Genomic DNA, 20,442 nt, shown 5'->3' on the forward strand with positions numbered 1-20,442 from the left:
TCACAGCTTGTTGAGGCCCGGCCTCCGGTCTTCCACCGCGAAAGACGCCTTCGTGGAGATCGGGGAGCCGGGCCTCGTCACGTACTCAAGACCGCGGAAGTCCGTGCGCAGTTCATCGGGCGTGAACCTCGTCAGCGTGTACCCGCGGCGGTTGTTGAAGTACTTCACGTGCGGGTTCTCGCGCAGCCACAGCGGCGTCTCGGCGTACTCCTCCGAACCGTCGCCGCCGGCCGTGATCGAGGTCGTGACCAGCTCGGTCGCGAGGGTCCTCGACGACGGGTCGCTCCACCGCTCCTTCACCTCCGCGCCCCACGCCGCGTGCACGTCGCCGGTCAGCACGACCGGGTTCCGCACGTCGGCGAACCGCGCGACGACCCGGTCCCGGTCGGCCACGTAGCCGTCCCACGCGTCCAGCAGGAACTTGTCGACCTCGCCGGGGATGTAGTCGTACTGCGAGAAGAACACCTGCTGGCCGAGCACGTCCCAGCGCGCCTGGGAACCGCGCAGGCCGTCGAACAGCCACTCCTCCTGCGCCGCGCCGAGCATCGTGCGCTCGGGTTCGAGGCGCTCGGGGCAGAGCTGCAGGCCGTCCCCGCAGGCCTGGTCGGTTCGGTACTGACGGGTGTCGAGCATGTGGAACGTGGCCAGCGCGCCCCAGCCGATCCGCCGGTACAGCCTTGATGACCTGCGCAAAGGCATGTTCTCGTAGTACGCCTGGATGGCCGCGGCCCGGCGCGCGGGGAAGTCCGGCTGCGGCTTGTCCGGCAGCAGGCCCGCCCAGTTGTTGTCGATCTCGTGGTCGTCCCAGATCACCGACCAGGGCGCCACGGCGTGCGCGGCCTGCAAGTCGGGATCGGTCTTGTACTGCGCCTGCCGCCGCCGGTAGCCCGCGAGGGTGACGGTGGTCGGGCCCTCGACGTGCCGGACGTTGCCGCTCGGGGCGACGTGGATGCCGGCCTCGTACTCGTACGTGTAGTCGCCGAGGTGCAGGACCAGGTCCGGCTCGTCCTCCGCCATGCGCTGGTACGCCGTGAAGTAGCCGTGCTCGTACTGCGCGCACGACGCGAAGGCCATCGTCAGCGGTACGCGCAGCGCGTCCCTAGGGGGCGCCGTGCGCGTACGGCCCGTCCGCGAGAGGTGGTTGAGGGCCTTGAAGCGGTAGAAGTACTCGCGGCCGGGCTCCAGTCCGACGAGCTCCACGTGGACGCTGTGCGCCTCCTCCGGTCGAGCCGTGGTGGAGCCGTGCTGCACGATTCGGGTGAACCTCTCGTCCTCGGAGACCTGCCACAGGACCTCGATCGGACGGCTCGGCATACCTCCCAGACCGTCCTCGGCGAGCGGTTCGACGGCGAGCCGGGTCCACAGGACCACCTCGTCGGGTGCCGGGTCGCCCGAGGCCACACCGAGTGTGAAAGGGTCGCCGGGCCGGGCCGAGGCGGTGGCCGAGAACGCTGTGACTCCTGCCACGCCTGCGAGCAGCAGCGTTCGGCGCGTCAACGGGGACATGCCCTGAATACGGCTCCCGGATGGTGATCGGTTCGGGGGTCTCGTTGAAGGCTTGGCACTCTCGTGGGTAGAGTGCCAACTGCACGGCACCAGCACCGCCCCGACCCCCGCGACGGCGGGGTGGCAGGAGCCGTTAATTCGAACCTGCCAACGACCCGTGGAGGTCATCCCGGTGAGCGTGAACATCAAGCCGCTCGAGGACAAGATCGTCGTTCAGGCCTCCGAGGCCGAGACGACCACTGCCTCCGGCCTCGTGATCCCGGACACCGCGAAGGAGAAGCCCCAGGAGGGCAAGGTCCTCGCGGTGGGTCCCGGCCGCATCGACGACAAGGGCAACCGCGTTCCGCTGGACGTGGCTGTCGGCGACGTCGTCATCTACTCGAAGTACGGCGGCACCGAGGTCAAGTACAACGGCGAGGAGTACCTGATCCTCTCCGCCCGCGACGTGCTGGCCGTCGTCAACTAAGACGCTGGCTGTCATGCCTGACGCCCCGGCGCCCCATCCCGGGGTCGCCGGGGCGTTTCGCTACCCAGAGAGGCTTTGAGGTAAATGCCCAAGCAGATCAGCTTCGACGAGGACGCTCGTCGGGCCCTCGAGCGCGGCGTCAACAAGCTCGCGGACACGGTCAAGGTCACCCTTGGCCCGCGCGGCCGCCACGTCGTGCTCGACAAGAAGTTCGGTGGCCCGACGGTCACCAACGATGGTGTGACGATCGCCCGCGAGATCGAGCTGGACGACGCGTTCGAGAACCTCGGCGCGCAGCTCGCCAAGTCGGTCGCCACCAAGACCAACGACGTCGCGGGTGACGGCACCACCACCGCCACCGTGCTGGCGCAGGCGCTGGTCAAGGAAGGCCTGCGCAACATCGCCGCGGGCGCCAACCCGACCGCGCTCGGCCGGGGCATCCAGGCCGCCGCCGACGCCGTCGTGGACGCGCTCAAGGGCAAGGCCACCCCGGTCAAGGGCCGCGAGAACATCGCGCAGGTCGGCACGGTCTCGTCGCGCGACGAGTCCATCGGCGCCCTGCTCGGCGAGGCCATCGAGCGCGTCGGCGAGGACGGTGTCATCACCGTCGAGGAGTCGTCCACGCTCGCGACCGAGCTCGCGATCACCGAGGGCGTGCAGTTCGACAAGGGCTACGTGTCGACGCACTTCTCGACCGACCTCGAGGCGCAGGAGGCCGTCTACGAAGACGTCCGCATCCTGCTGCACCGCGAGAAGATCTCGGCCCTGGCCGACGTCCTCCCGATCCTCGAGAAGGTCGCGGAGTCCGGCAAGCCGCTGCTGATCGTCGCCGAGGACGTCGAGGGCGAGGCCCTGTCCACGCTGGTGGTCAACGCCGTCCGCAAGACCCTGAAGGTCGTCGCCGTGAAGGCGCCGTTCTTCGGCGACCGCCGCAAGGCGTTCCTGGACGACCTCGCGGTCGTCACCGGTGGCGAGGTCATCTCCTCGGAGATCGGCCTGAAGCTGTCCGAGACCACGCTCGAGCAGCTGGGCTCCGCCCGCCGCGTCGTCGTGACCAAGGACGACACCACGATCGTCGACGGCGGCGGCACCAAGGCCGACATCGCCGGCCGCGCGGAGCAGCTGCGCCGCGAGATCGAGGCCACGGACTCCGACTGGGACCGCGAGAAGCTCCAGGAGCGCCTCGCGAAGCTCTCCGGCGGCATCGCCGTGATCAAGGTCGGCGCCGCCACCGAGACCGAGCTCAAGGAGCGCAAGCACCGCATCGAGGACGCGGTCGCCGCTACGAAGGCCGCGGTCGAGGAGGGCATCGTCCCCGGCGGTGGCTCCGCTCTCGTGCACGGCTCCAAGGTGCTCGACGGCGGCCTCGACCTGACCGGTGACGAGGCCACGGGTGTCGCGCTCGTCGCGAAGGCCCTGTCCGCGCCGCTGTTCTGGATCGCTGCGAACGCGGGCCTCGAAGGCGCCGTCGTGGTGAACAAGGTCCGCGAGGGCGAGTGGGGCTTCGGCATCAACGCCGCCACGCTCGAGTACGGCGACCTGCTGGAGCAGGGCATCATCGACCCGGTCAAGGTCACGCGTTCGGCTGTCGCCAACGCCGCCTCGATCGCGCGCATGGTGCTGACGACCGAGAGCGCCGTCGTGGAGAAGAAGGCGGAGGAGCCGACCTCGGCCGCCGCCGGCCACGGCCACGGTCACGGGCACGGCCACTGAGTTTTCTGTCCCGCCTCCGGCGGGACGGCGAGCTCGAACAGGCTCGCCATTTTTTGAGAACGAACGAAACGGGCGGCGCTTCCCAGCGTCGCCCGTTTCGTTTTAAACGATTGCCAATTGTCGCTTTCGTGCCTTGATGATGTGGTCGCGCTCGGATTCCGAGAGTCCACCCCAGATTCCGTACGGTTCCTGCACGGCGAGCGCGTGTTTGCGGCACATCTCCAGCACCGGGCAGGCGAGGCAGACCGCCTTGGCGCGGGCCTCCCGCCGGGCTCTCGCCGGACCCCGTTCGCCGTCGGGGTGGAAGAAGAACGCACTGTCCATGCCCCGGCACGAACCGCGCATCTGCCAGTCCCACAGATCTGCGTTGGGACCGGGGAGCCTTCGGGTGTCCGCCATCGAGACCGCCTCCGTGACGACTGCTCCATTCGGCTTAACGATGATCCACCGTAGAACCGCGTCAAAACTTGTTCAAGAGGCAGAAGACCCTTATCAACTGATGGGTGACGGCACGCGTGTTCGATCACTCACCGCCCGGAGTTGCCGCCCGGATGAGGTGAACGGAACATGGCTCTCGTGATGACACCGCCGGAGCGCTCCTCTGCCGGGAGTCACACGACTGAGCCCCTTCTCTCAGTGGCCGCGGTGGCCAGGCGACTCGGCGTGGCTCCCGCCACCCTCCGCACCTGGGACCGGCGCTACGGCCTCGGTCCGACCGGCCACACCGTGGGGCGGCACCGGAAATACGGGCCTCCGGACGTGGCGCGCCTGGAATTGATGCAACGCGCACTTCTGCGCGGCGCGTCCTCCGCCGAGGCGGCCCGTTTCGCGCTGGAATCGAAATCGTCGATCACACACGGAGTGGTCCCCGTCGCACCATCGGGTGGTCGCGGGCTGAAAATGCCCGGAGCGTCTCGTTTGGCGCGCGGACTGGGGCGTGCGGCGGTCGCGATGGACTCGATCGCCGTCCAGGAGATGCTCGCCGACTCGCTCGCCTCCGACGGCGTGGTCGCCACGTGGAACGAGGTCGTCCGCCCGGTGCTGACCGCCGTCGCCGCGAAGTGGCAGCTGTCCGGCGCCGGCGTCGAGGTCGAGCACCTGCTGAACGAGTGCGTGCTCGCGGCGTTCGTGCGCGCCACACCGCTCGTGACCGCGGGGCGCAACCATCGGCCCGTGTTGCTCGCCTGCATGCCGGAGGAGAGGCACAACCTTCCTCTCTACCCATTGGCTGCCGAGCTGGCCCGTCGAGGCGTGGTGGTGCGGCAGCTCGGCGCCGCGCTGCCGATGGAGGCGCTCGCCGCAGCCGTGCGCCGCACCGCGCCCGCCGCGGTGGTGCTGTGGGCGCAGCTGCCGCGGTACGCCGATCCGGGGGTGATCTCGGCGCTGCCCCGGACCCGGCAGCAGGTGCGGCTGTTCGTGGGCGGGCCGGGGTGGCGGCGCGGGGTCGTGACGTCGCCCGCCGAACGCGTGGAGGACCTGGCGGCCGCCGTGGACGCGGTCGAAGCCGCGGTCACGTGATTTTTTGTCGGTGCCGGACGGCAGACTCGTCCCCGTGACCGAAGCAGAGCTGCGTCGCGCCGCCTTCGGCGACGCGCCCGACCTCGACGTGTGGTCCGCCCTCGCCGCCTCCAGCGCGCGCGTCCGGTGGCTCGCCGCCGTCGTCCTGGGCGGCCAGGGCCACTACGCCGCCGCGGCCACCGCGTTGGACGCGCTCCGGCACGACCCCGACCCGGTGATCGCGTCCCTGTCCCTCTCGACTCGCGCGTCGCACCACCGCCAGCTGGGCGCGCACCACCTCGCCCGTGCTCTCGACGGCGCCGCCCTCGCGCGCGTTCCGGACGGCGGTGCGGCCGACCCCGACGGCGTCGACCCCGCGGGCGCCCGGACCGACGCCCTGCTCGGCCTCGCCGCCGATTCGCTCGGTGCTCAACGCCTGGAGGAGGCCGGGAGGTTGCTCGCACGAGTTGAGACGCACTCGTGGCGGGGTGAGGTCCGGCGGGGCTGGGTGGCAGCCGAGATCGAGCTGGCGTCCGGCCGGGCCGAGGCCGCCGTGGCACCCGCCGAGGCGGCGTACGGCGTCGCGACGAGCCGGAAGGCGCTGCGGCACGAGCTCAAGTCGGCACTCGTCCTGGGCACCTCGTTGGTCGTGTGGGGGACCCCCGACGGCCTGAAAAGAGGAGTCGAACTAGTGGAGTGTGACCTAAATCACAGCGCCGAAAAAGGCCTTCAACCGTTGATCTGGCCGAGCGCTCTCGTCCTGGTGGGCCATGCCCCCACGGTGGGCGCAACCGCCATCGACCGGGCGACTGAGGCTCTGAGCTGCGTGTTACGGAGAGCTGATCCCGTCAGCCGACAGGTCGCCCTTGATTCCCCGTGGGTGCCGACCGGGCTGCTCCGTTCCGGGGAACCCCCGAACGCAGACCCTCAGATGAACTTCTTGACGGATTAAGCACCGGATCGTGTCAAGGTCGGGCCTCCAGCGTCCGATAGGGGAGATGGAACGTCACTCGGCTGCAGGAAAGGAGTCCCCGTGACCACGGTCCTTATTTGCGACGACCGGCGCAGTGTGCGGGAGGGTCTCACCCGCGTGATGTCGGCTGTCCCCGGGGTTAGCCGCATCGACTGCGTAGCGCACGGTGACGAGTTGTTGGCTCGCTTTTCAAGGCAGCCGGTCGACGTCGTCCTGGTGGGAACCCAGCGCGCCGTCCCGACCGGGGTTGAAGCAACCCGTCGGCTCGTCTCTGCGAACCCGCAGGCAAACGTCATCGTCTTCGGCGCACCCGACGACGCCGGGAGCATCGCCGCGGCGATCGCCGGCGGTGCCCGCGGCTACCTGAGGTGGGACGCGTCGCGTCCCGAGCTTGTGGCAGCCCTCGCGCACACGCTCGCCAGCACCTCGGTGCCGGCGCCTCGTCAGCCCTCCGACCCCGGCGTGCAGCTCACGGAGCGCGAGCTCCAGGTGCTGCGGGGCATGAGCCAGGGCAAGAGCAACGGCCAGATCGGTCGCGAGCTCTACCTGTCGGAGGACACGGTGAAGACGCACGCCCGTCGTCTCTTCCGCAAGCTCGGTGTCCGTGACCGCGCTCAGGCGGTCGCGCACGGCTTCCGGCGAGGCCTCGTCCAGTAGGTCGCTCTTGCCGCACCGGCTCCGCATCCTCATATGCCGCATGTGGGGAAGCGGAGCCGGTGGCGTGAGTGGGCTCACCCCGTGCGCGCGGTGACCCCCTCAGGATGCGCATTTAGCCCAGCCCGGTGACAATGTCGCCGGGCTGTAAGCCGTTCGGGCGTGTCTGCTGTTCACTCGGGGTGTCCATACCCCACCTATGAACAGAAGGCCTGAAGACCGGTACGGTGAAGCTGCGGCAACGGGTCGCTGTGAGTGACTCGTGCTGTTTCATGTCGGTACGCCAACAAGTAACACCAGGGCTGTTGTCTGCGATGACCAACTTGGGGGACGGACTGGACGCCGAAGTGGGCGCGGCCGTCGACGGCGACCGCCAGGCGATCGAACGCCTGCTGGCCTCCATTCGTCCTCTGGTGGTGCGGTACTGCCGCGCCCGAGTTGGCAGGCAGGAGCGGAGCTTCGCTTCGGCGGACGATGTGGCCCAGGAGGTGTGTCTCGCGGTGCTCACGGCATTGCCCAGCTACCGCGACCAGGGTCGGCCCTTCCTCGCGTTCGTCTACGGGATCGCGGCGCACAAGGTCGCCGATGCACATCGGTCCGCCGCCAGGAACCGCTCCGAGCCCGTTCCTGAAGTCCCCGACGCGCCGGAGACCGAAGCTGGTCCGGAGCAGCGGGCCATGCAGGGCGAACTCTCCGACCGGATGGCGGTGCTGTTGCGCGTCCTGCCGGAGAAACAGCGGGAGATCCTGCTGTTGAGGGTCGTGGTCGGACTCTCCGCCGAGGAAACTGCCGAGGCGGTCGGTTCGACTCCGGGTGCGGTTCGGGTGGCGCAACACCGCGCACTGGCCCGGCTGCGCAAGTCGCTGGCAGCGGAGGAGGTGGTCTGAGTGGCCGACGAACACGGGAAGGACGACGAGGAAGTGCGCGGACAGGACGATAGAGCCCCGCACGAAGGCGTCGCAGACGATCTTTCGGCTGTGCAGGCTGATGACAGGTTGCTGGACGCTCTGGGGTCGGCGACTCCGGGCGCGGCCGGCGCCTTGGGCGACGACGATCTGAACGCGTTGCTGCTCGCGTGGCGCAACGAGGTGGAGACCGAGCCGTTCGGCGAGCTCGTCGACACCGACACCGCCATCGCGACCATCCAGGCTGCCCGTCCGCAGCCGGTCAGCAGGCACCGCTTCCTGATCCCGCTGGCGAGCGCCGCCGCGGTCCTGGCCATCGCCTTCACCGGCGTGAGCCTCGTGGCCCGCGACGCCCAGCCCGGCGACGCGCTCTGGGGCCTCACGCGAGTGCTCTACTCCGAGCACGCGAAGTCGATCGAGGCCGCGGCCATCATCAACACCGACCTCGACGCGGCCCGCCTCGCCCTGCGCGAGGGCAAGGTCAACGAGGCCCGCGAGAAGCTGAACAAGGTCGAGGCCAGCCTCGGTTCCGTCTCGACGGCCGACGGCAAGGCGCAGCTCGAGGAGAAGCACAAGGAGCTCGCCAAGGAGCTCGACACGAACACCTCGACGGCGCCCCCGACCTCGACGACCCCGCCGGTGACGCAGCCGAGCCAGTCGACGCAGCCGACGACCACGACGACCACGCCGTCGACGCAGCCGTCGACCACGACGCCGTCCGTGCCGCCGTCGTCGGAGACGCCTCCGCCGCCCACCTCGGCCGGTGGCGAGGAGAACCCGCCGCCGCCCCCGCCGCCGGACCCGAACCAGGACCCCGGCACCGGGACCAACGGTGAGGCGACCGGGCAGTCGGTGGAGAACACCGGCACCAACTGAGACGTGCTGTGAACGGCCCCTGATCCTTCGAGGTCAGGGGCCGTTCACATGCCCGGGCGTTCACACGTCAGGTGGAATGTGACCGGAGTGGGGAGCGTGGCTCGTGGGGCCGGGCTCGTGAGGCCTGGCTCGGGCCGGACGCTTGGCCGGCGCATCCCCGGCCGGACGCTCTGCGGGAGCAGCTCCTGACCGGACGGTCCACCGGAGCACCTCCGGCTGGACGTTCCGCTGGGTGCATCCCGACCGGACGTTCCGCCAGCGCATCCCGACCGGACGTTCCGCGGGGCGCATCTCCCGACCGGACGTTCCGCCAGCGCATCCCGACCGGACGTTCCGCGGGGCGCATCTCCCGACCGGACGCTCCGCCGGCGCATCCACCGGCCAGGCATTCCGCCGCCGCATCCCCCGGCCGGGTGCGTCCGAACCTCACAACCCCAGGCGCGGTCTAGCGCGCGGACTCCGTCGCCGTCACGCCGTCGGCGTACCCGCGGCAGTATTCCCAGCTCACGTACGCCCCGGGGTTCGGGTCGAACGCCGGCTCGTGCGGCCGCATCCGCCCGTCGGCGAGCAGCTGCTCCAGTGAGGCTCGTAACAACGCCCAGTCGTGGTAGTGCGGTTCCTGGCACTCACCGCAGTCCACGACGATGCCGCGCACGCCTCTGTGTTCCAGCAGCGCCTGGTAGACGGCGAGGTCGCTCAGGTCGCTGACCAGCTCCGTCCGTTCGTCGTCGTCCATCGGCGGATGGTCGTGGTCGGGTTCGCCCAGGGACAGCGCGGGGTCGTCCGGGTCACCTGCGAAGGGGTCTGGTGGCAACGCGTCGTGCGGCACGACCCCGCACGGTACCCGCCGTACCCCCCGAGCCGTCCAGATACCATGGGTCGCACCGCCTCCGCCTGCGGAAACCACGCTCGCAGGAGGGGGAGCAGACCGCACGACGGAAGGCATGTCACCCGCTATGACCAGCGAGCTCAACGCTGACGGAGTCCCGGCCAAGTTCGCGATGCTGGGACTGACCTTCGACGACGTGCTCCTGCTGCCTGCCGAGTCCGACGTCGTCCCGAGCGGCGTCGACACGAGCACCAGGATCTCGCGCAACATCACCCTCAAGATTCCGCTGGCCAGCGCCGCGATGGACACGGTCACCGAGGGCCGGATGGCGATCTCGATGGCGCGCCAGGGCGGCATCGGCGTGCTGCACCGCAACCTCTCCGTCGAGGACCAGGCCCGCCAGGCCGAGACCGTCAAGCGGTCCGAGGCCGGCATGGTCACCGACCCCGTCACCTGCTCGCCCGACGCGACGCTGGCCGACGTCGACGCGCTGTGCGCCCGCTACCGCATCTCCGGTGTGCCGGTGACCGACGAGAACAACAAGCTCGTCGGCATCATCACCAACCGCGACATGCGCTTCGAGCTCGACCACTCCAAGCGCGTGGTCGAGGTCATGACCAAGGGCCCGCTCGTCACCGCCCAGGTCGGCGTGTCCGCGGAGGCCGCGCTCGGCCTGCTGCGCCGCCACAAGGTCGAGAAGCTCCCGATCGTCGACGGCGACGGCAAGCTCAAGGGCCTCATCACGGTCAAGGACTTCGTCAAGACCGAGCAGTACCCCAACGCCACCAAGGACCCGGACGGCCGCCTGCTGTGCGCCGCCGCCGTCGGCGTGGGCGAGGACTCGTTCCTGCGCGCGATGACGCTCGCCGAGGCCGGCGTCGACGTGCTGATGGTCGACACCGCGCACGGCCACTCGCGCGGCGTGCTCGAGATGGTCGCCCGCATCAAGAAGGAGCTCGGCGACTCGGTGGACGTCGTCGGCGGCAACATCGCCACGCGCGCCGGTGCCCAGGCCCTGATCGACGCGGGCGCGGACGGCGTCAAGGTCGGCGTCGGCCCCGGCTCGATCTGCACCACGCGCGTCGTCGCCGGTGTCGGCGTGCCGCAGATCTCCGCGATCTACGAGGCCTCGCTCGCCTGCCGCCCGGCCGGCGTGCCGGTGATCGGCGACGGCGGCATCCAGTACTCCGGCGACATCGCCAAGGCCATCGCGGCCGGCGCGTCCGCCGTGATGCTCGGCTCGCTGCTCGCGGGCACCCAGGAGGCGCCCGGCGACCTGATCCTGGTCAACGGCAAGCAGTTCAAGACCTACCGCGGCATGGGCTCGCTCGCGGCCATGCAGTCGCGTGGTGAGAACAAGTCGTTCTCGAAGGACCGCTACTTCCAGGACGACGTGCTCAACGAGGACAAGCTCGTGCCCGAGGGCATCGAGGGCCGCACGCCGTTCCGCGGTCCGCTGTCGCAGGTCGTGCACCAGCTCAACGGCGGTCTGCGCGCGGCGATGGGCTACACGGGCTCCCGCACGATCACCGAGCTGCAGGACGCGCAGCTCGTGCGGATCACGGCGGCGGGTCTGAAGGAGAGCCACCCGCACGACATCACGATGACCGTCGAGGCCCCGAACTACACCACCCGTTAGGGTCTGTCGGCTGTCCTAGTAGCTCTGGAGAGGAACAACAGGTGCGCGATCTGGTCGAGATCGGCATGGGCCGGACCGCGAGGCGGGCCTACGAGCTGGACGACATCGAGATCATCCCGTCGCGTCGGACGAGGTCGTCGAAGGACGTCTCCACGACGTGGCAGATCGATGCCTACCGCTTCGACATCCCGCTGATCACCCACCCGACCGACGCCATCGTGTCGCCGGGCACGGCGGTCGCGGTCGGCGAGCTCGGCGGCCTCGGCGTGCTGAACGCCGAGGGCCTCTGGGCGCGGCACGGCGACGTGGACGAGGCGCTGTTCCGCCTGGTCCAGGCGACCGAGGACAACGAGGACCCGGCCGCCGCGGTGAAGGTGCTGCAGGAGCTGCACGCCGCCCCGCTGCGGATGGACCTGATCGCCGAGGCGGTCAAGCAGGTCCGCGAGTCGGGCGTCACCGTCGCGGTCCGCGTCAGCCCGCAGCGCGCCGCCGAGCTCACCCCGGACCTGCTGGCCGCGGGCGTCGAGATCCTGGTCGTGCAGGGCACGATCATCTCGGCCGAGCACGTCACCCGCGGTGGCGAGCCGCTGAACCTGAAGTCGTTCATCGCGGACCTCGACATCCCGGTGATCGCCGGCGGCGTCGGCGACTACCGCACCGCCATGCACCTCATGCGCACCGGCGCGGCGGGCGTGATCGTCGGCTACGGCTACACGCCCGGCGTCACCACGACCGACCAGGTCCTCGGCATCGGCGTGCCGATGGCCACCGCGATCGCCGACGCCGCGGCCGCGCGCCGCGACTACCTCGACGAGACCGGCGGCCGGTACGTGCACGTCATCGCCGACGGCGGCGTCACGACCTCCGGCGACGTGGCGAAGTCCATCGCCTGCGGTGCCGACGCCGTGATGCTGGGCGAGCCGCTGGCCGCCGCCACCGAGGCGCCGGGCCAGGGCCTGTACTGGACGGCGTCGTCCGCGCACCCGTCCGTGCCGCGCAGCCTCGTCGCCGAGGCGGTGGACCAGGAGCTCGACCTGCGCAAGCTGCTGTTCGGCCCGTCCTCGGACCCGCGCGGCGTGACGAACCTGTTCGGCGCCCTGAAGCGGGCCATGGCCAAGACCGGCTACTCCGACCTCAAGGAGTTCCAGAAGGTCGGCCTGACGATCCGCGGCTGAACTTTTCGTCAGAAGGGCGCGCTCCCGCGGGAGCGCGCCCTTCTGCTTTGCTGGAGGACGTGCCGCTCGTCGAGATCAACTACGCACCCCACGTCCCCCACGCAGTGCTGAAGGACCTGGCGGCCATGCTCCCGCACGCCGTCTCGCTGGCGGTGGAGTGCCCGGAGGAGCCCTACGACGGCGACCTGCAGCCGGGCGACGTGGACCTGCGCTTCCGGCCACGCGGCCCGTTCGACTCGACCGGCATGGACCTCGTCATCGAGGTCCGCTCGAAGTACTTCGAGAGCCGCGCCCAGGACCGCGAGGACCGCGTGGATCGGCTCTGCGCGGCCGTCGAGAAGGCCACGGGCCTCGCTGACGTGGGCGTTTACCTCAGCCTGCCGATTGCCGCATGGGCCCAAACCTGATCTTGCAACCAGACGGCTGGTCCGTGCGTCCTTCTCTCCGTGGAATTGAATGCCCTGTTCGGTGACAGCGATGTGGACACCCTCGACGACGTGGACGTCGAGGAGGGAGCGCCGGAGGAGGTCGACGAGAAGGTCGGCGGCATCGGCTGGAAGGCCCTGGCCCTGTTCGTCTGCGGCGGACTGGTGATCACGGCCCTGGCCGTGGCGTTCACGGTGTGGGTGATCGAGGGTCTGGTGCTCTGACCGCGCTTCTGAACCGATAGGGGACTAGGCGTTACCGGAAGTAACGCCTACTCTCCGGTTCATGGGTGAACTCGTCGGTAACTTCGATGTCGTCATCGTCGGCTCCGGGTTCGGTGGCAGCGTGGCCGCGCTCCGCCTGACCGAGAAGGGCTACCGCGTCGCCGTCCTGGAGGCGGGGCGCCGGTTCGCCGACGACGAGTTCGCCAAGACCAGCTGGGACCTGCGCCGCTACCTGTGGGCGCCGCAGCTGCGGTGCTTCGGCATCCAGCGCATCCACACCCTGCGCAACGTCATGGTGCTCGCCGGCGCGGGCGTCGGCGGTGGCAGCCTCGTGTACGCGAACACGCTGTACCGGCCGCTCAGGCCGTTCTACGAGGACCGGCAGTGGGCGCACATCACCGACTGGCAGGACGAGCTGGAGCCGTTCTACGACCAGGCGAGCCGGATGCTGGGCGTCGTCACGAACCCCACGACCACCCCGAGCGACGTCGTCATGCAGAAGGTCGCGAAGGACATGGGCGTCGAGGACAGCTACCACGCGACACCGGTCGGCGTGTTCTTCGGCGAGCCGGGCAAGAAGGCCGCCGATCCGTACTTCGGCGGGGCCGGGCCGGAGCGGACGGGCTGCACCGAGTGCGGCAGCTGCATGTCGGGGTGCCGGGTCGGCGCGAAGAACACGCTGGTCAAGAACTACCTCTACCTCGCGGAGAAGCTCGGCGCGCAGGTCTTCCCGCTCACCACCGTCACGCAGCTCCGGCAGGACGGCGGCACCTGGACCATCGACACGAAGACGACCGGCGGCAAGGCCAAGAAGACCTTCACCGCCGACCAGGTCGTGATCGCCGCCGGCACGTGGGGCACCCAGCAGCTGCTGCACAAGGCGCGCGTGACGACGTTGCCGAAGATCTCGGCCAAGCTCGGCGAGCTCACCCGCACCAACTCCGAGTCGATCATCGGCGCCGCGCGCTACACGGTCGACCCGGCCACCGACTTCACGCAGGGCGTGGCGATCACCAGCTCCATCCACCCCGACGAGATCACGCACATCGAGCCCGTCCGGTACGGCAAGGGCAGCAACGCCATGGGCATGCTGCAGACCCTCGCCACGGACGGCGCGCTGAGCACGCCGCGGTGGCTGCAGTTCGTCAAGCAGGCCTTCCGCCACCCGCTCCGGCTGCTGAGGCTCCTCAGCGTGCACCGCTGGAGCGAGCGGACCGTGATCCTGCTGGTCATGCAGAGCCTCGACAACTCCATCACCACGTTCCTCAAGCGCGGCAAGCTCACCAGCAAGCAGGGCCACGGCGAGCCGAACCCGGCGTTCATCCCGGCCGGGCACGAGGCGAACCTGCTGGCCGCCAAGCACATCGACGGCATGGCGGGCGGGACCTGGGGCGAGCTGTTCAACATCCCGCTGACCGCGCACTTCATCGGCGGCTGCGCCATCGCCGACAGCCAGGACCGCGGCGTGATCGACCCGTACCACCGGGTCTTCAACTACCCCGGACTGTCCGTTGTGGACGGTTCGGCGATCAGCGCGAACCTCGGGGTGAACCCGAGCCTCACCATCACCGCGCAGGCCGAGCGGGCGTTCTCGCTGTGGCCGAACAAGGGCGAGGAGGACCAGCGGCCCGCGCAGGACCGGCCGTACCAGAGGATCAACCCGACGAAGCCGAAGAACCCGGCGGTTCCCGATCAAGCTCCAGCCGCATTGCGGTTGCCGATCGTGAAGGCGTCCTGACACGGTGGAGGCATGGCCAAAAAGCCTTTCGCCTCCAGCGCCGACCTCGCTCCCAAGGACGAGGTCTTCGTCGAGCTCGCCGACGGCGTCTACACCCTGACCGCCGAGGGCGACCCCAACGTCGCGGCCATCGAGGCCGAGGACTTCCTGATCTGCTTCGAGGCGCGGGCGACCCCCGCGGCCGCCCGCAGGTGGCTCGCGCAGCTGCGCAAGCACACGCGCAAACCCGTCCGGTACCTCGTGCTGAGCCACTACCACGCCGTCCGCACGCTCGGCGCCAGCGCGTTCGAGGCGCAGGAGATCGTCGCGCACGAGATGACGCGCGTGCTGATCGCCGAACGGGGACAGCAGGACTGGGAGAGCGAGTACGGGCGCATGCCGCGGCTCTTCGAGTCCCCGGAGGAGATCCCCGGCCTGACGTGGCCGACGCTGACGTTCTCCGACCGCATGACGATCCCGCTCGGCGACGAACGCGGCGACCTGGTGCTGCAGTTCCTCGGACGCGGGCACACGGCGGGCGACATCGTGGCGTGGCTGCCACAGCAGCGCATCCTGTTCGCGGGTGACCTGGTCGAGTCGCAGGCCGCGCTCTACACCGGCGACGCGTTCCACGACGAGTGGGCGACGTCCACTTTGGACGAGATCGAGGACCTCGGCGCCGAGGTGCTGGTCGGCGGTCGCGGCAAGGTCGCGCGCGACCGCATGGAGGTCGAGGCCGCGATCAACCAGAGCCGGCACTTCCTCAACGAGCTGCGCCGCACGGTCGGCGGCGTCCACGCCGAGGGCGGCACGCTCAAGCAGGCCTTCGAACTCGCCCACCAGGCCCTGGTCGGCCGCTACGGCCGGTGGCCGATCTTCGAGCACTGCCTGCCGTTCGACGTGCAGCGCTACTGGGACGAGTGCGACGGCAGGGACTGGCCGGAGATCTGGACCGCCGAACGCGACCGCGCGGTCTGGGACGCCCTGCAATGACCGTCCTGGTCGTCGGTGCCGGACCGGTGGGGCTCGCGTCCGCGCTGTTCCTCGCGCGGGCGGGCGTGCCGAGCGTCGTGCTGGAGAAGGAACCGGTGCGCGCGCAGGCCGGCAGCCGGTCGATCTGCGTGCAGCGCGACGTCCTGGAGATCCTCGAACGGATCGGCGTCGGGCAGGCGGTCGCCGACGCGGGCGTCACCTGGTACACCGGCCGCACCTACCACCGCGACCGCGAGGTGCTGACCCTCACCTTCCCGCCGGCCTCGGGTTTCCCGCCGTTCGTGAACACCCCGCAGACCGTCGTCGAGCGGCTGCTGGAGGAACGGGTCCGCGCCGAGCCGCTGATCGAGCTCCGCCACGGCCACGCCCTCGAAGGCCTCGCCCAGGACGACGAGGGTGTGTCCACACCGGACGGAATCAGGGCGACCCACTGCATCGCGGCGGACGGCGTGCACTCGAAGGTCCGGCAGCTGCTGGGCATCCCGTTCGAGGGCTTCTCGTTCGACGACCGGTTCATCATCGCCGACGTGCGCGTCGACCTGGACTTCGAGACACCAGAACGCCGCTTCTACTTCGACCCGCCCTGGAACCCCGGCCGCCAGGTCCTCCTGCACCCGCAGCCGGACGGCGTCTGGCGCATCGACTGGCAGGTCGCCGAGGACGTCCGGCTCACCGACGACCGCATCCGCGCGATCGTCGGCGACCGGCCGTACGAGGTCGTCTGGCAGTCCACCTACCGCTTCCACCAGCGGCGGGCGAAGACCCTGCGCGACAACAGGGTCCTGCTCGCGGGCGACGCGGCGCACGTGATGAGCCCGTTCGGCGCGCGGGGCCTCAACTCCGGCCTCTGCGACGCGGACAACGCGGCCTGGAAGATCGCCGCCGACCGCACCGGCGAGGCGGGCCCGCACCTGCTCGCCTCCTACGACGCCGAACGGGGCGCGGCCGCGGACGAGAACCTCCGCGTCACCGGCGAGACCATGCGGTTCCTGGTGCCCGGCACCCCCGAGGAGCGGGCCCACCGGGAGGACGCGCTCGCGTCCGGCGAGGGCATCGACTCGGGCAGGCTCTTCACCCCGTTCTCCTACGCGAGCTCGCCCCTGACGACCGACGGCGGCGAACTCGTCGCGCGGTCCCGGGACGCCGGCCCCGGCTTCACCACCCGCGACGGGTGGCTGATCAGGCCGGACGGGCACGTCGCCGCACACCGTTGCGACGAACAGGTGAAAAGGCGCGCGCTCGGCTGGTGAGGGCAACCCGCGGCGGGGCCGGGACGTGGTCACGCCATGGGGGTAACCAGGAGAACTTTCTTGCAGGGAACCGCCGTCACCGTCGCAGGCTTGGGGATGGGCACCGCGACGGCCGGAGCGGCCGGGGTCGACTGGGCGAGGCTGCGCCGGAGGCTGGGCGAACGGCTGGTGCTGCCGGGCGATCCGGGCTACGACGCGCTCCGCGTGCCGTGGAACGCGCTCTACGTGAACCGCAGGCCGGCCGCGATCGCGAAGTGCGTGCGCGCGGAGGACGTCCAAGCGTGCCTGGAGTTCGCGTCGCGCGAACGGATCCCGGTCGCCGCCCGCAGCGGCAAGCACAGCTACGCGGCCTACTCGCTGCCCGAGAACGGGCTGGTCGTCGACCTCGCCGCGCTGTCGGCGGTCACCGTGTCCGGCTCCCGCGCGCGGATCGGCGCGGGCACGCGTCTCCTGCCCGCCTACGAGGCCGTCGGCGCGGCCGGCCAGGCCCTGCCCGCGGGCACGTGCCAGACGGTCGGCATCGGCGGGCTGACGCTCGGCGGCGGCATCGGCGTGATCAGCCGCAAGTACGGCCTGACCAGCGACCACCTGGTCAGCGCGCGGATCGTCACGCCGGACGGCTGCCTGCGCACGGCCTCCGCGCACTCCGAACCCGACCTGTACTGGGCGTTGCGCGGTGGTGGTGGCGGCAACTTCGGCATCGTCACGGAGTTCACCTTCCGCACGGACCCCGCGCCGGACCTGACCTACTTCAACCTCCGCTACCCGGCCGGGGCGGCGGCGGACGTGGTCGACGCCTGGCAGGAGTGGATGGACGGGGCACCGGACGAGCTCTGGTCGGGCTGCACGGTCGAGTCGGACCGCACGAAGGTCACGAACGTCGGCGGCGTGTACGTGGGGCCGAAGAAGGACCTGCTGCCGTTGCTGGACAAGATGCCGCGGGTCGCCGAACGCACCGTGCAGGAGCTGAGCTACCTCGAGACGATGCGCCTCTACGCGGGCGGCACGGGACCCGGTACGCGGTTCGCGGCGTCGTCGCGCATGCTCCGCCGCCACCTGCCCGGCGACCACGTCGCGGCCCTGGTGCAGGAGCAGACCGACGGCGCGGTCCTGTTCGACTCCTTCGGCGGCGCGCTGGGGCGGGTCGCGCCGGACGCCACGGCGTTCCCGCACCGCGACGCCAAGGCCAGTGCCCAGATCTTCTTCGGCGCCGAGAGCAGGTCGGAGGCGGCGGCCCGGCGGGCGGTCGCGGAGGTGCGCGACGGGCTCGGCGCGGGCACCACCGGGTACGTGAACTACATCGACCCGGAGATGCCCGACTGGCCGACGGCCTACTACGGCCGCAACCTCGCGCGACTCAGGAGGGTCGCGCGACGCTACGACCCGGACCGCGTGCTGGCGTTCCCGCAGGGCCTCTAGCCACGACCCGGACCGCGTGCCGGCGTTCCCGCAGGGGCTTCAGAGCTGGATCCCGGTCAGCACCGTGATGCGCTCCTCGGTGAAGTCCTCCATCGCAGACCGGACGCCCTCGCGCCCGGTGCCCGACCCCTTCACGCCGCCGTACGGCATCTGGTCGGCGCGGTAGGACGGCACGTCACCGATGATCACGCCCCCGACCTCCAACTCGGCCGCGGCCTCGAACGCCACCTGCACGTCGCGGGTGAACACCCCGGCCTGCAGCCCGTACTTCGAGTCGTTGGCCTGCGCGAACGCGTCCTCGACGCCGTCCGCGACCGACACCACGAGCACCGGCCCGAAGATCTCCTCGGTCCACACCTTGGCGGTCTTCGGCACGTCGGTGAGCACGGTCGGCTCCACCGTCGCCCCGGTCCGCTTGCCACCGAGGAGTACGCGAGCGCCGACGTCGGTGGCCATGTTGACCCACTCCTCGACGCGCCGGGCGTTGTCCTCGTCGATCAGCGGCCCGACCTCGACCTCGGGGTCGTGCGGGTCGCCGGTCTTCAGCGCGCCGACCGCCGCCACGAGCTTCGGCACGAACTCCTCGGCCTTCGACCGGTCCACGATCACGCGCTGCACCGCGATGCACGACTGCCCGGCCTGGTAGTTGCCGAAGGTCGCGATGCGCTGCGCCGCGTGGTCCAGGTCCGTCCAATCAGGACAGATGATGGCGGCGGCGTTCGACCCGAGCTCCATCACGACGTGCTTGCGCGGCGCGGCTTCCATCAGGGACCAGCCGACCTTCGTGGACCCGGTGAACGAGATGACCGGCAGCCGTTCGTCGGTCACCAGGACGTCCATGTCCTTGCCGCGCACGGGAAGGATCGAGAACGCGCCCTCGGGCAGGTCGGTCTCCGCGAGGACCTCGCCGAGCAGCAAAGCGCTCAGCGGCGTGGCGGACGCGGGCTTCACGATCACCGGCGCACCCACCGCGAGCGCCGGCGCGACCTTGTGCGCCACCAGGTTCAGCGGGAAGTTGAACGGCGCCACGGCCAGCACCGGTCCGCGCGGCACGTGCCGGACGATCGCCATCCTGCCGACGCCACCGGCCTCGGTGTCGAGCCGCTGCAGCCCGCCGGTGAACCGGCGCGCCTCCTCGGCCGCGAACCGGAACGTGTTCACCGCGCGGGCGACCTCGATCTCGGCCCACTTGAGCGGCTTGCCGTTCTCCGCGGTGATCGTCTCGGCGATCTCCTCGGCGCGTTCGGCGAGCGTCCGCGAGACCTGCAGCAACGCCTCGGCCCGCACGTGGGCGGGCGTGCGCCGGAACTCCTTGGCCACGGCCGCCGCCGCGGCGATCGCACGTTCCACCTGATCTCTGCCCGGCACCGCCACCGAGGCGACCTCGGTGCCGTCGAACGGGTGGAGAACCTCTAACGCCTGCTCGCCCTGCTCGGGGCGGCCGGCGACCCAGCACGGCCTGGGTTGTGGGGTGAACGCGTCCATGAGGCCCACGTTAGGCCCTATTGGCCTGCACATACCTGATGAGATCCAAGTAGTAGACGTCATGCTCCTCCGCGCGTTGGAGTACGAACGCCGGATGTGTCCGAATCGTGTGGATCATGTCCTCCAGGCGGACCAGCACGTGCTCGGCGTCGTACTCGATCCCGTACGTCTCGCAGAACAGCCGCGTGCGCCGCTCCCGGTCGTCGGGCAGCGCCAGCACGAACTGGATCAGCGCCCAGCTCACGTCCCACCAGCGCGGCCCCGGATGCGCGCCGTCCCAGTCGAAGACGCCCTTCGGGTGCCCGTGCTCGAACACGATGTTGTACGGCGCGAAATCACCGTGCAGCACCACCTCGACCGGCTCGCGGGCGGCGAACTGCCACCCGTCCAGCTCGTCCACCAACGGCGCCGTCGCGTCGTGCAGCCGCCGGAGCAGCAAGGCCGACTCGATCAACGTCGTGTCGCTCGAAGGGGGCACGTGGCCAACCTCACCCGGCAGGTAGCTCAGCAGTTCGTGATCTCCGGAGAGCCCGAGCGGGACCGGCGCGATCCTCAGCGGTGCCAAGCGGCGCAACAACTCGTGCACCCGCGGCGCCCACGGCCCCGCCGGCCGCCGCACCGCCTCACCCACCCTGAACACCTGGTTCAGCCCGCCACCGGTCAGCAGTTCCTCGTCCACGCATGAGATCCTTGGC

The 20,442-nt window shown here is 70.4% G+C and carries 20 protein-coding genes and 1 pseudogene; 16 read left to right on the forward strand and 5 right to left on the reverse strand.

The features are described from left to right. Nucleotides 1-1,467, reverse strand: coding sequence for an alkaline phosphatase D family protein (locus ABZX02_RS23265; protein ID WP_355300667.1), 1,467 nt, complete (start codon nt 1,465-1,467; stop codon nt 1-3). A 211-nt stretch (nt 1,468-1,678) separates the two neighbouring features. Here ABZX02_RS23265 and groES point away from each other — a divergent pair, with 211 nt between their 5' ends. Both groES and groL read left to right on the forward strand, forming a co-directional pair. Next, nucleotides 1,679-1,972, forward strand: a complete 294-nt coding sequence (groES, locus tag ABZX02_RS23270; protein WP_030478362.1) for a co-chaperone GroES — start codon at nt 1,679-1,681, stop codon at nt 1,970-1,972. An 84-nt stretch (nt 1,973-2,056) separates the two neighbouring features. Then, nucleotides 2,057-3,685, forward strand: a complete 1,629-nt coding sequence (groL, locus tag ABZX02_RS23275; protein ID WP_355300668.1) for a chaperonin GroEL — start codon at nt 2,057-2,059, stop codon at nt 3,683-3,685. Between the two features lie 102 nt (nt 3,686-3,787). On the opposite strand, the gene ABZX02_RS23280 is transcribed toward groL, so the two are convergent. Continuing rightward, on the reverse strand, nt 3,788-4,084 hold the full coding sequence (locus ABZX02_RS23280; protein WP_089915132.1) for a WhiB family transcriptional regulator: 297 nt from the start codon (nt 4,082-4,084) through the stop codon (nt 3,788-3,790). 180 nt (nt 4,085-4,264) lie between these two features. Here ABZX02_RS23280 and ABZX02_RS23285 point away from each other — a divergent pair. From ABZX02_RS23285 to ABZX02_RS23310, 6 genes and pseudogenes are all read left to right on the forward strand, one after another. Beyond that, nucleotides 4,265-4,498: pseudogene (locus ABZX02_RS23285) on the forward strand (MerR family transcriptional regulator); the annotation flags it as partial. A 105-nt stretch (nt 4,499-4,603) separates the two neighbouring features. Then, nucleotides 4,604-5,203, forward strand: coding sequence for a hypothetical protein (locus tag ABZX02_RS23290; RefSeq protein WP_355301074.1), 600 nt, complete (start codon nt 4,604-4,606; stop codon nt 5,201-5,203). 34 nt (nt 5,204-5,237) lie between these two features. Next, entirely contained in the window at nt 5,238-6,134 is an 897-nt protein-coding gene (locus ABZX02_RS23295) for a hypothetical protein (RefSeq protein WP_355300669.1), read from the forward strand. Between the two features lie 81 nt (nt 6,135-6,215). Further along, a complete protein-coding gene (locus ABZX02_RS23300) occupies nt 6,216-6,812 on the forward strand; it encodes a response regulator transcription factor (protein WP_030471988.1) in 597 nt (198 codons plus the stop codon). A gap of 311 nt (nt 6,813-7,123) precedes the next feature. Then, nucleotides 7,124-7,696: a sigma-70 family RNA polymerase sigma factor gene (locus tag ABZX02_RS23305; RefSeq protein WP_030471987.1), complete on the forward strand. Its 573-nt coding sequence runs from the start codon at nt 7,124-7,126 to the stop codon at nt 7,694-7,696. Nucleotides 7,697-7,786: 90 nt separating this feature from the next. Then, complete coding sequence (locus tag ABZX02_RS23310) at nt 7,787-8,590, forward strand: anti-sigma-D factor RsdA (RefSeq protein WP_355300670.1); 804 nt, start codon at nt 7,787-7,789, stop codon at nt 8,588-8,590. A 445-nt stretch (nt 8,591-9,035) separates the two neighbouring features. Here ABZX02_RS23310 and ABZX02_RS23315 read toward each other — a convergent pair whose 3' ends face one another. Then, the gene (locus tag ABZX02_RS23315) at nt 9,036-9,419 is read right to left on the reverse strand and encodes a DUF5319 domain-containing protein (protein WP_355300671.1); all 384 of its coding nucleotides are present in this window, start codon (nt 9,417-9,419) and stop codon (nt 9,036-9,038) included. A 127-nt stretch (nt 9,420-9,546) separates the two neighbouring features. On the opposite strand from ABZX02_RS23315, the gene guaB reads away from it, so the two are divergent. The 8 genes from guaB to ABZX02_RS23355 all read left to right on the forward strand — a co-directional run bounded on the left by guaB (nt 9,547) and on the right by ABZX02_RS23355 (nt 18,262). Then, complete coding sequence (guaB, locus tag ABZX02_RS23320; RefSeq protein ID WP_355300672.1) at nt 9,547-11,058, forward strand: IMP dehydrogenase; 1,512 nt, start codon at nt 9,547-9,549, stop codon at nt 11,056-11,058. Nucleotides 11,059-11,099: 41 nt separating this feature from the next. Continuing rightward, complete coding sequence (locus ABZX02_RS23325) at nt 11,100-12,233, forward strand: GuaB3 family IMP dehydrogenase-related protein (RefSeq protein WP_355300673.1); 1,134 nt, start codon at nt 11,100-11,102, stop codon at nt 12,231-12,233. 59 nt (nt 12,234-12,292) lie between these two features. Then, nucleotides 12,293-12,640: a hypothetical protein gene (locus ABZX02_RS23330; RefSeq protein ID WP_355300674.1), complete on the forward strand. Its 348-nt coding sequence runs from the start codon at nt 12,293-12,295 to the stop codon at nt 12,638-12,640. A gap of 39 nt (nt 12,641-12,679) precedes the next feature. Continuing rightward, nucleotides 12,680-12,883: a hypothetical protein gene (locus ABZX02_RS23335; RefSeq protein WP_355300675.1), complete on the forward strand. Its 204-nt coding sequence runs from the start codon at nt 12,680-12,682 to the stop codon at nt 12,881-12,883. 61 nt (nt 12,884-12,944) lie between these two features. Continuing rightward, on the forward strand, nt 12,945-14,621 hold the full coding sequence (locus ABZX02_RS23340) for a GMC family oxidoreductase (RefSeq protein WP_355300676.1): 1,677 nt from the start codon (nt 12,945-12,947) through the stop codon (nt 14,619-14,621). A gap of 12 nt (nt 14,622-14,633) precedes the next feature. Further along, nucleotides 14,634-15,593, forward strand: coding sequence for an MBL fold metallo-hydrolase (locus ABZX02_RS23345; RefSeq protein WP_355300677.1), 960 nt, complete (start codon nt 14,634-14,636; stop codon nt 15,591-15,593). Further along, entirely contained in the window at nt 15,590-16,843 is a 1,254-nt protein-coding gene (locus ABZX02_RS23350; protein ID WP_355300678.1) for an FAD-dependent monooxygenase, read from the forward strand. Before ABZX02_RS23345 ends, ABZX02_RS23350 begins: the two co-directional genes overlap by 4 nt. A gap of 96 nt (nt 16,844-16,939) precedes the next feature. After that, entirely contained in the window at nt 16,940-18,262 is a 1,323-nt protein-coding gene (locus tag ABZX02_RS23355) for an FAD-binding protein (RefSeq protein ID WP_355301050.1), read from the forward strand. Between the two features lie 39 nt (nt 18,263-18,301). Here the strand turns inward: ABZX02_RS23355 and ABZX02_RS23360 are convergent, their stop codons facing one another. Beyond that, nucleotides 18,302-19,747, reverse strand: coding sequence for an aldehyde dehydrogenase family protein (locus ABZX02_RS23360; protein ID WP_355300679.1), 1,446 nt, complete (start codon nt 19,745-19,747; stop codon nt 18,302-18,304). A 10-nt stretch (nt 19,748-19,757) separates the two neighbouring features. Continuing rightward, nucleotides 19,758-20,426 (reverse strand): aminoglycoside phosphotransferase family protein, encoded by a 669-nt coding sequence (locus ABZX02_RS23365; protein ID WP_355300680.1) that lies wholly within the window; start codon nt 20,424-20,426, stop codon nt 19,758-19,760. Between the last annotated feature and the right edge of the window lie 16 nt (nt 20,427-20,442).

The sequence above is a fragment of the Lentzea sp. NPDC003310 genome (genome assembly GCF_040610935.1).
Classification (GTDB): Bacteria; Actinomycetota; Actinomycetes; order Mycobacteriales; family Pseudonocardiaceae; genus Lentzea.

Excerpts from the sequence above, each read along its gene's own strand:
- groL (WP_355300668.1), top strand. The coding sequence starts at position 2,057 with ATGCCCAAGCAGATCAGCTTCGACGAGGACGCTCGTCGGGCCCTCGAG.
- ABZX02_RS23280 (WP_089915132.1), bottom strand. The coding sequence starts at position 4,084 with ATGGCGGACACCCGAAGGCTCCCCGGTCCCAACGCAGATCTGTGGGAC.
- ABZX02_RS23305 (WP_030471987.1), top strand. The coding sequence starts at position 7,124 with ATGACCAACTTGGGGGACGGACTGGACGCCGAAGTGGGCGCGGCCGTC.
- guaB (WP_355300672.1), top strand. The coding sequence starts at position 9,547 with ATGACCAGCGAGCTCAACGCTGACGGAGTCCCGGCCAAGTTCGCGATG.
- ABZX02_RS23340 (WP_355300676.1), top strand. The coding sequence starts at position 12,945 with ATGGGTGAACTCGTCGGTAACTTCGATGTCGTCATCGTCGGCTCCGGG.
- ABZX02_RS23345 (WP_355300677.1), top strand. The coding sequence starts at position 14,634 with ATGGCCAAAAAGCCTTTCGCCTCCAGCGCCGACCTCGCTCCCAAGGAC.
- ABZX02_RS23350 (WP_355300678.1), top strand. The coding sequence starts at position 15,590 with ATGACCGTCCTGGTCGTCGGTGCCGGACCGGTGGGGCTCGCGTCCGCG.
- ABZX02_RS23355 (WP_355301050.1), top strand. The coding sequence starts at position 16,940 with ATGGGCACCGCGACGGCCGGAGCGGCCGGGGTCGACTGGGCGAGGCTG.
- ABZX02_RS23360 (WP_355300679.1), bottom strand. The coding sequence starts at position 19,747 with ATGGACGCGTTCACCCCACAACCCAGGCCGTGCTGGGTCGCCGGCCGC.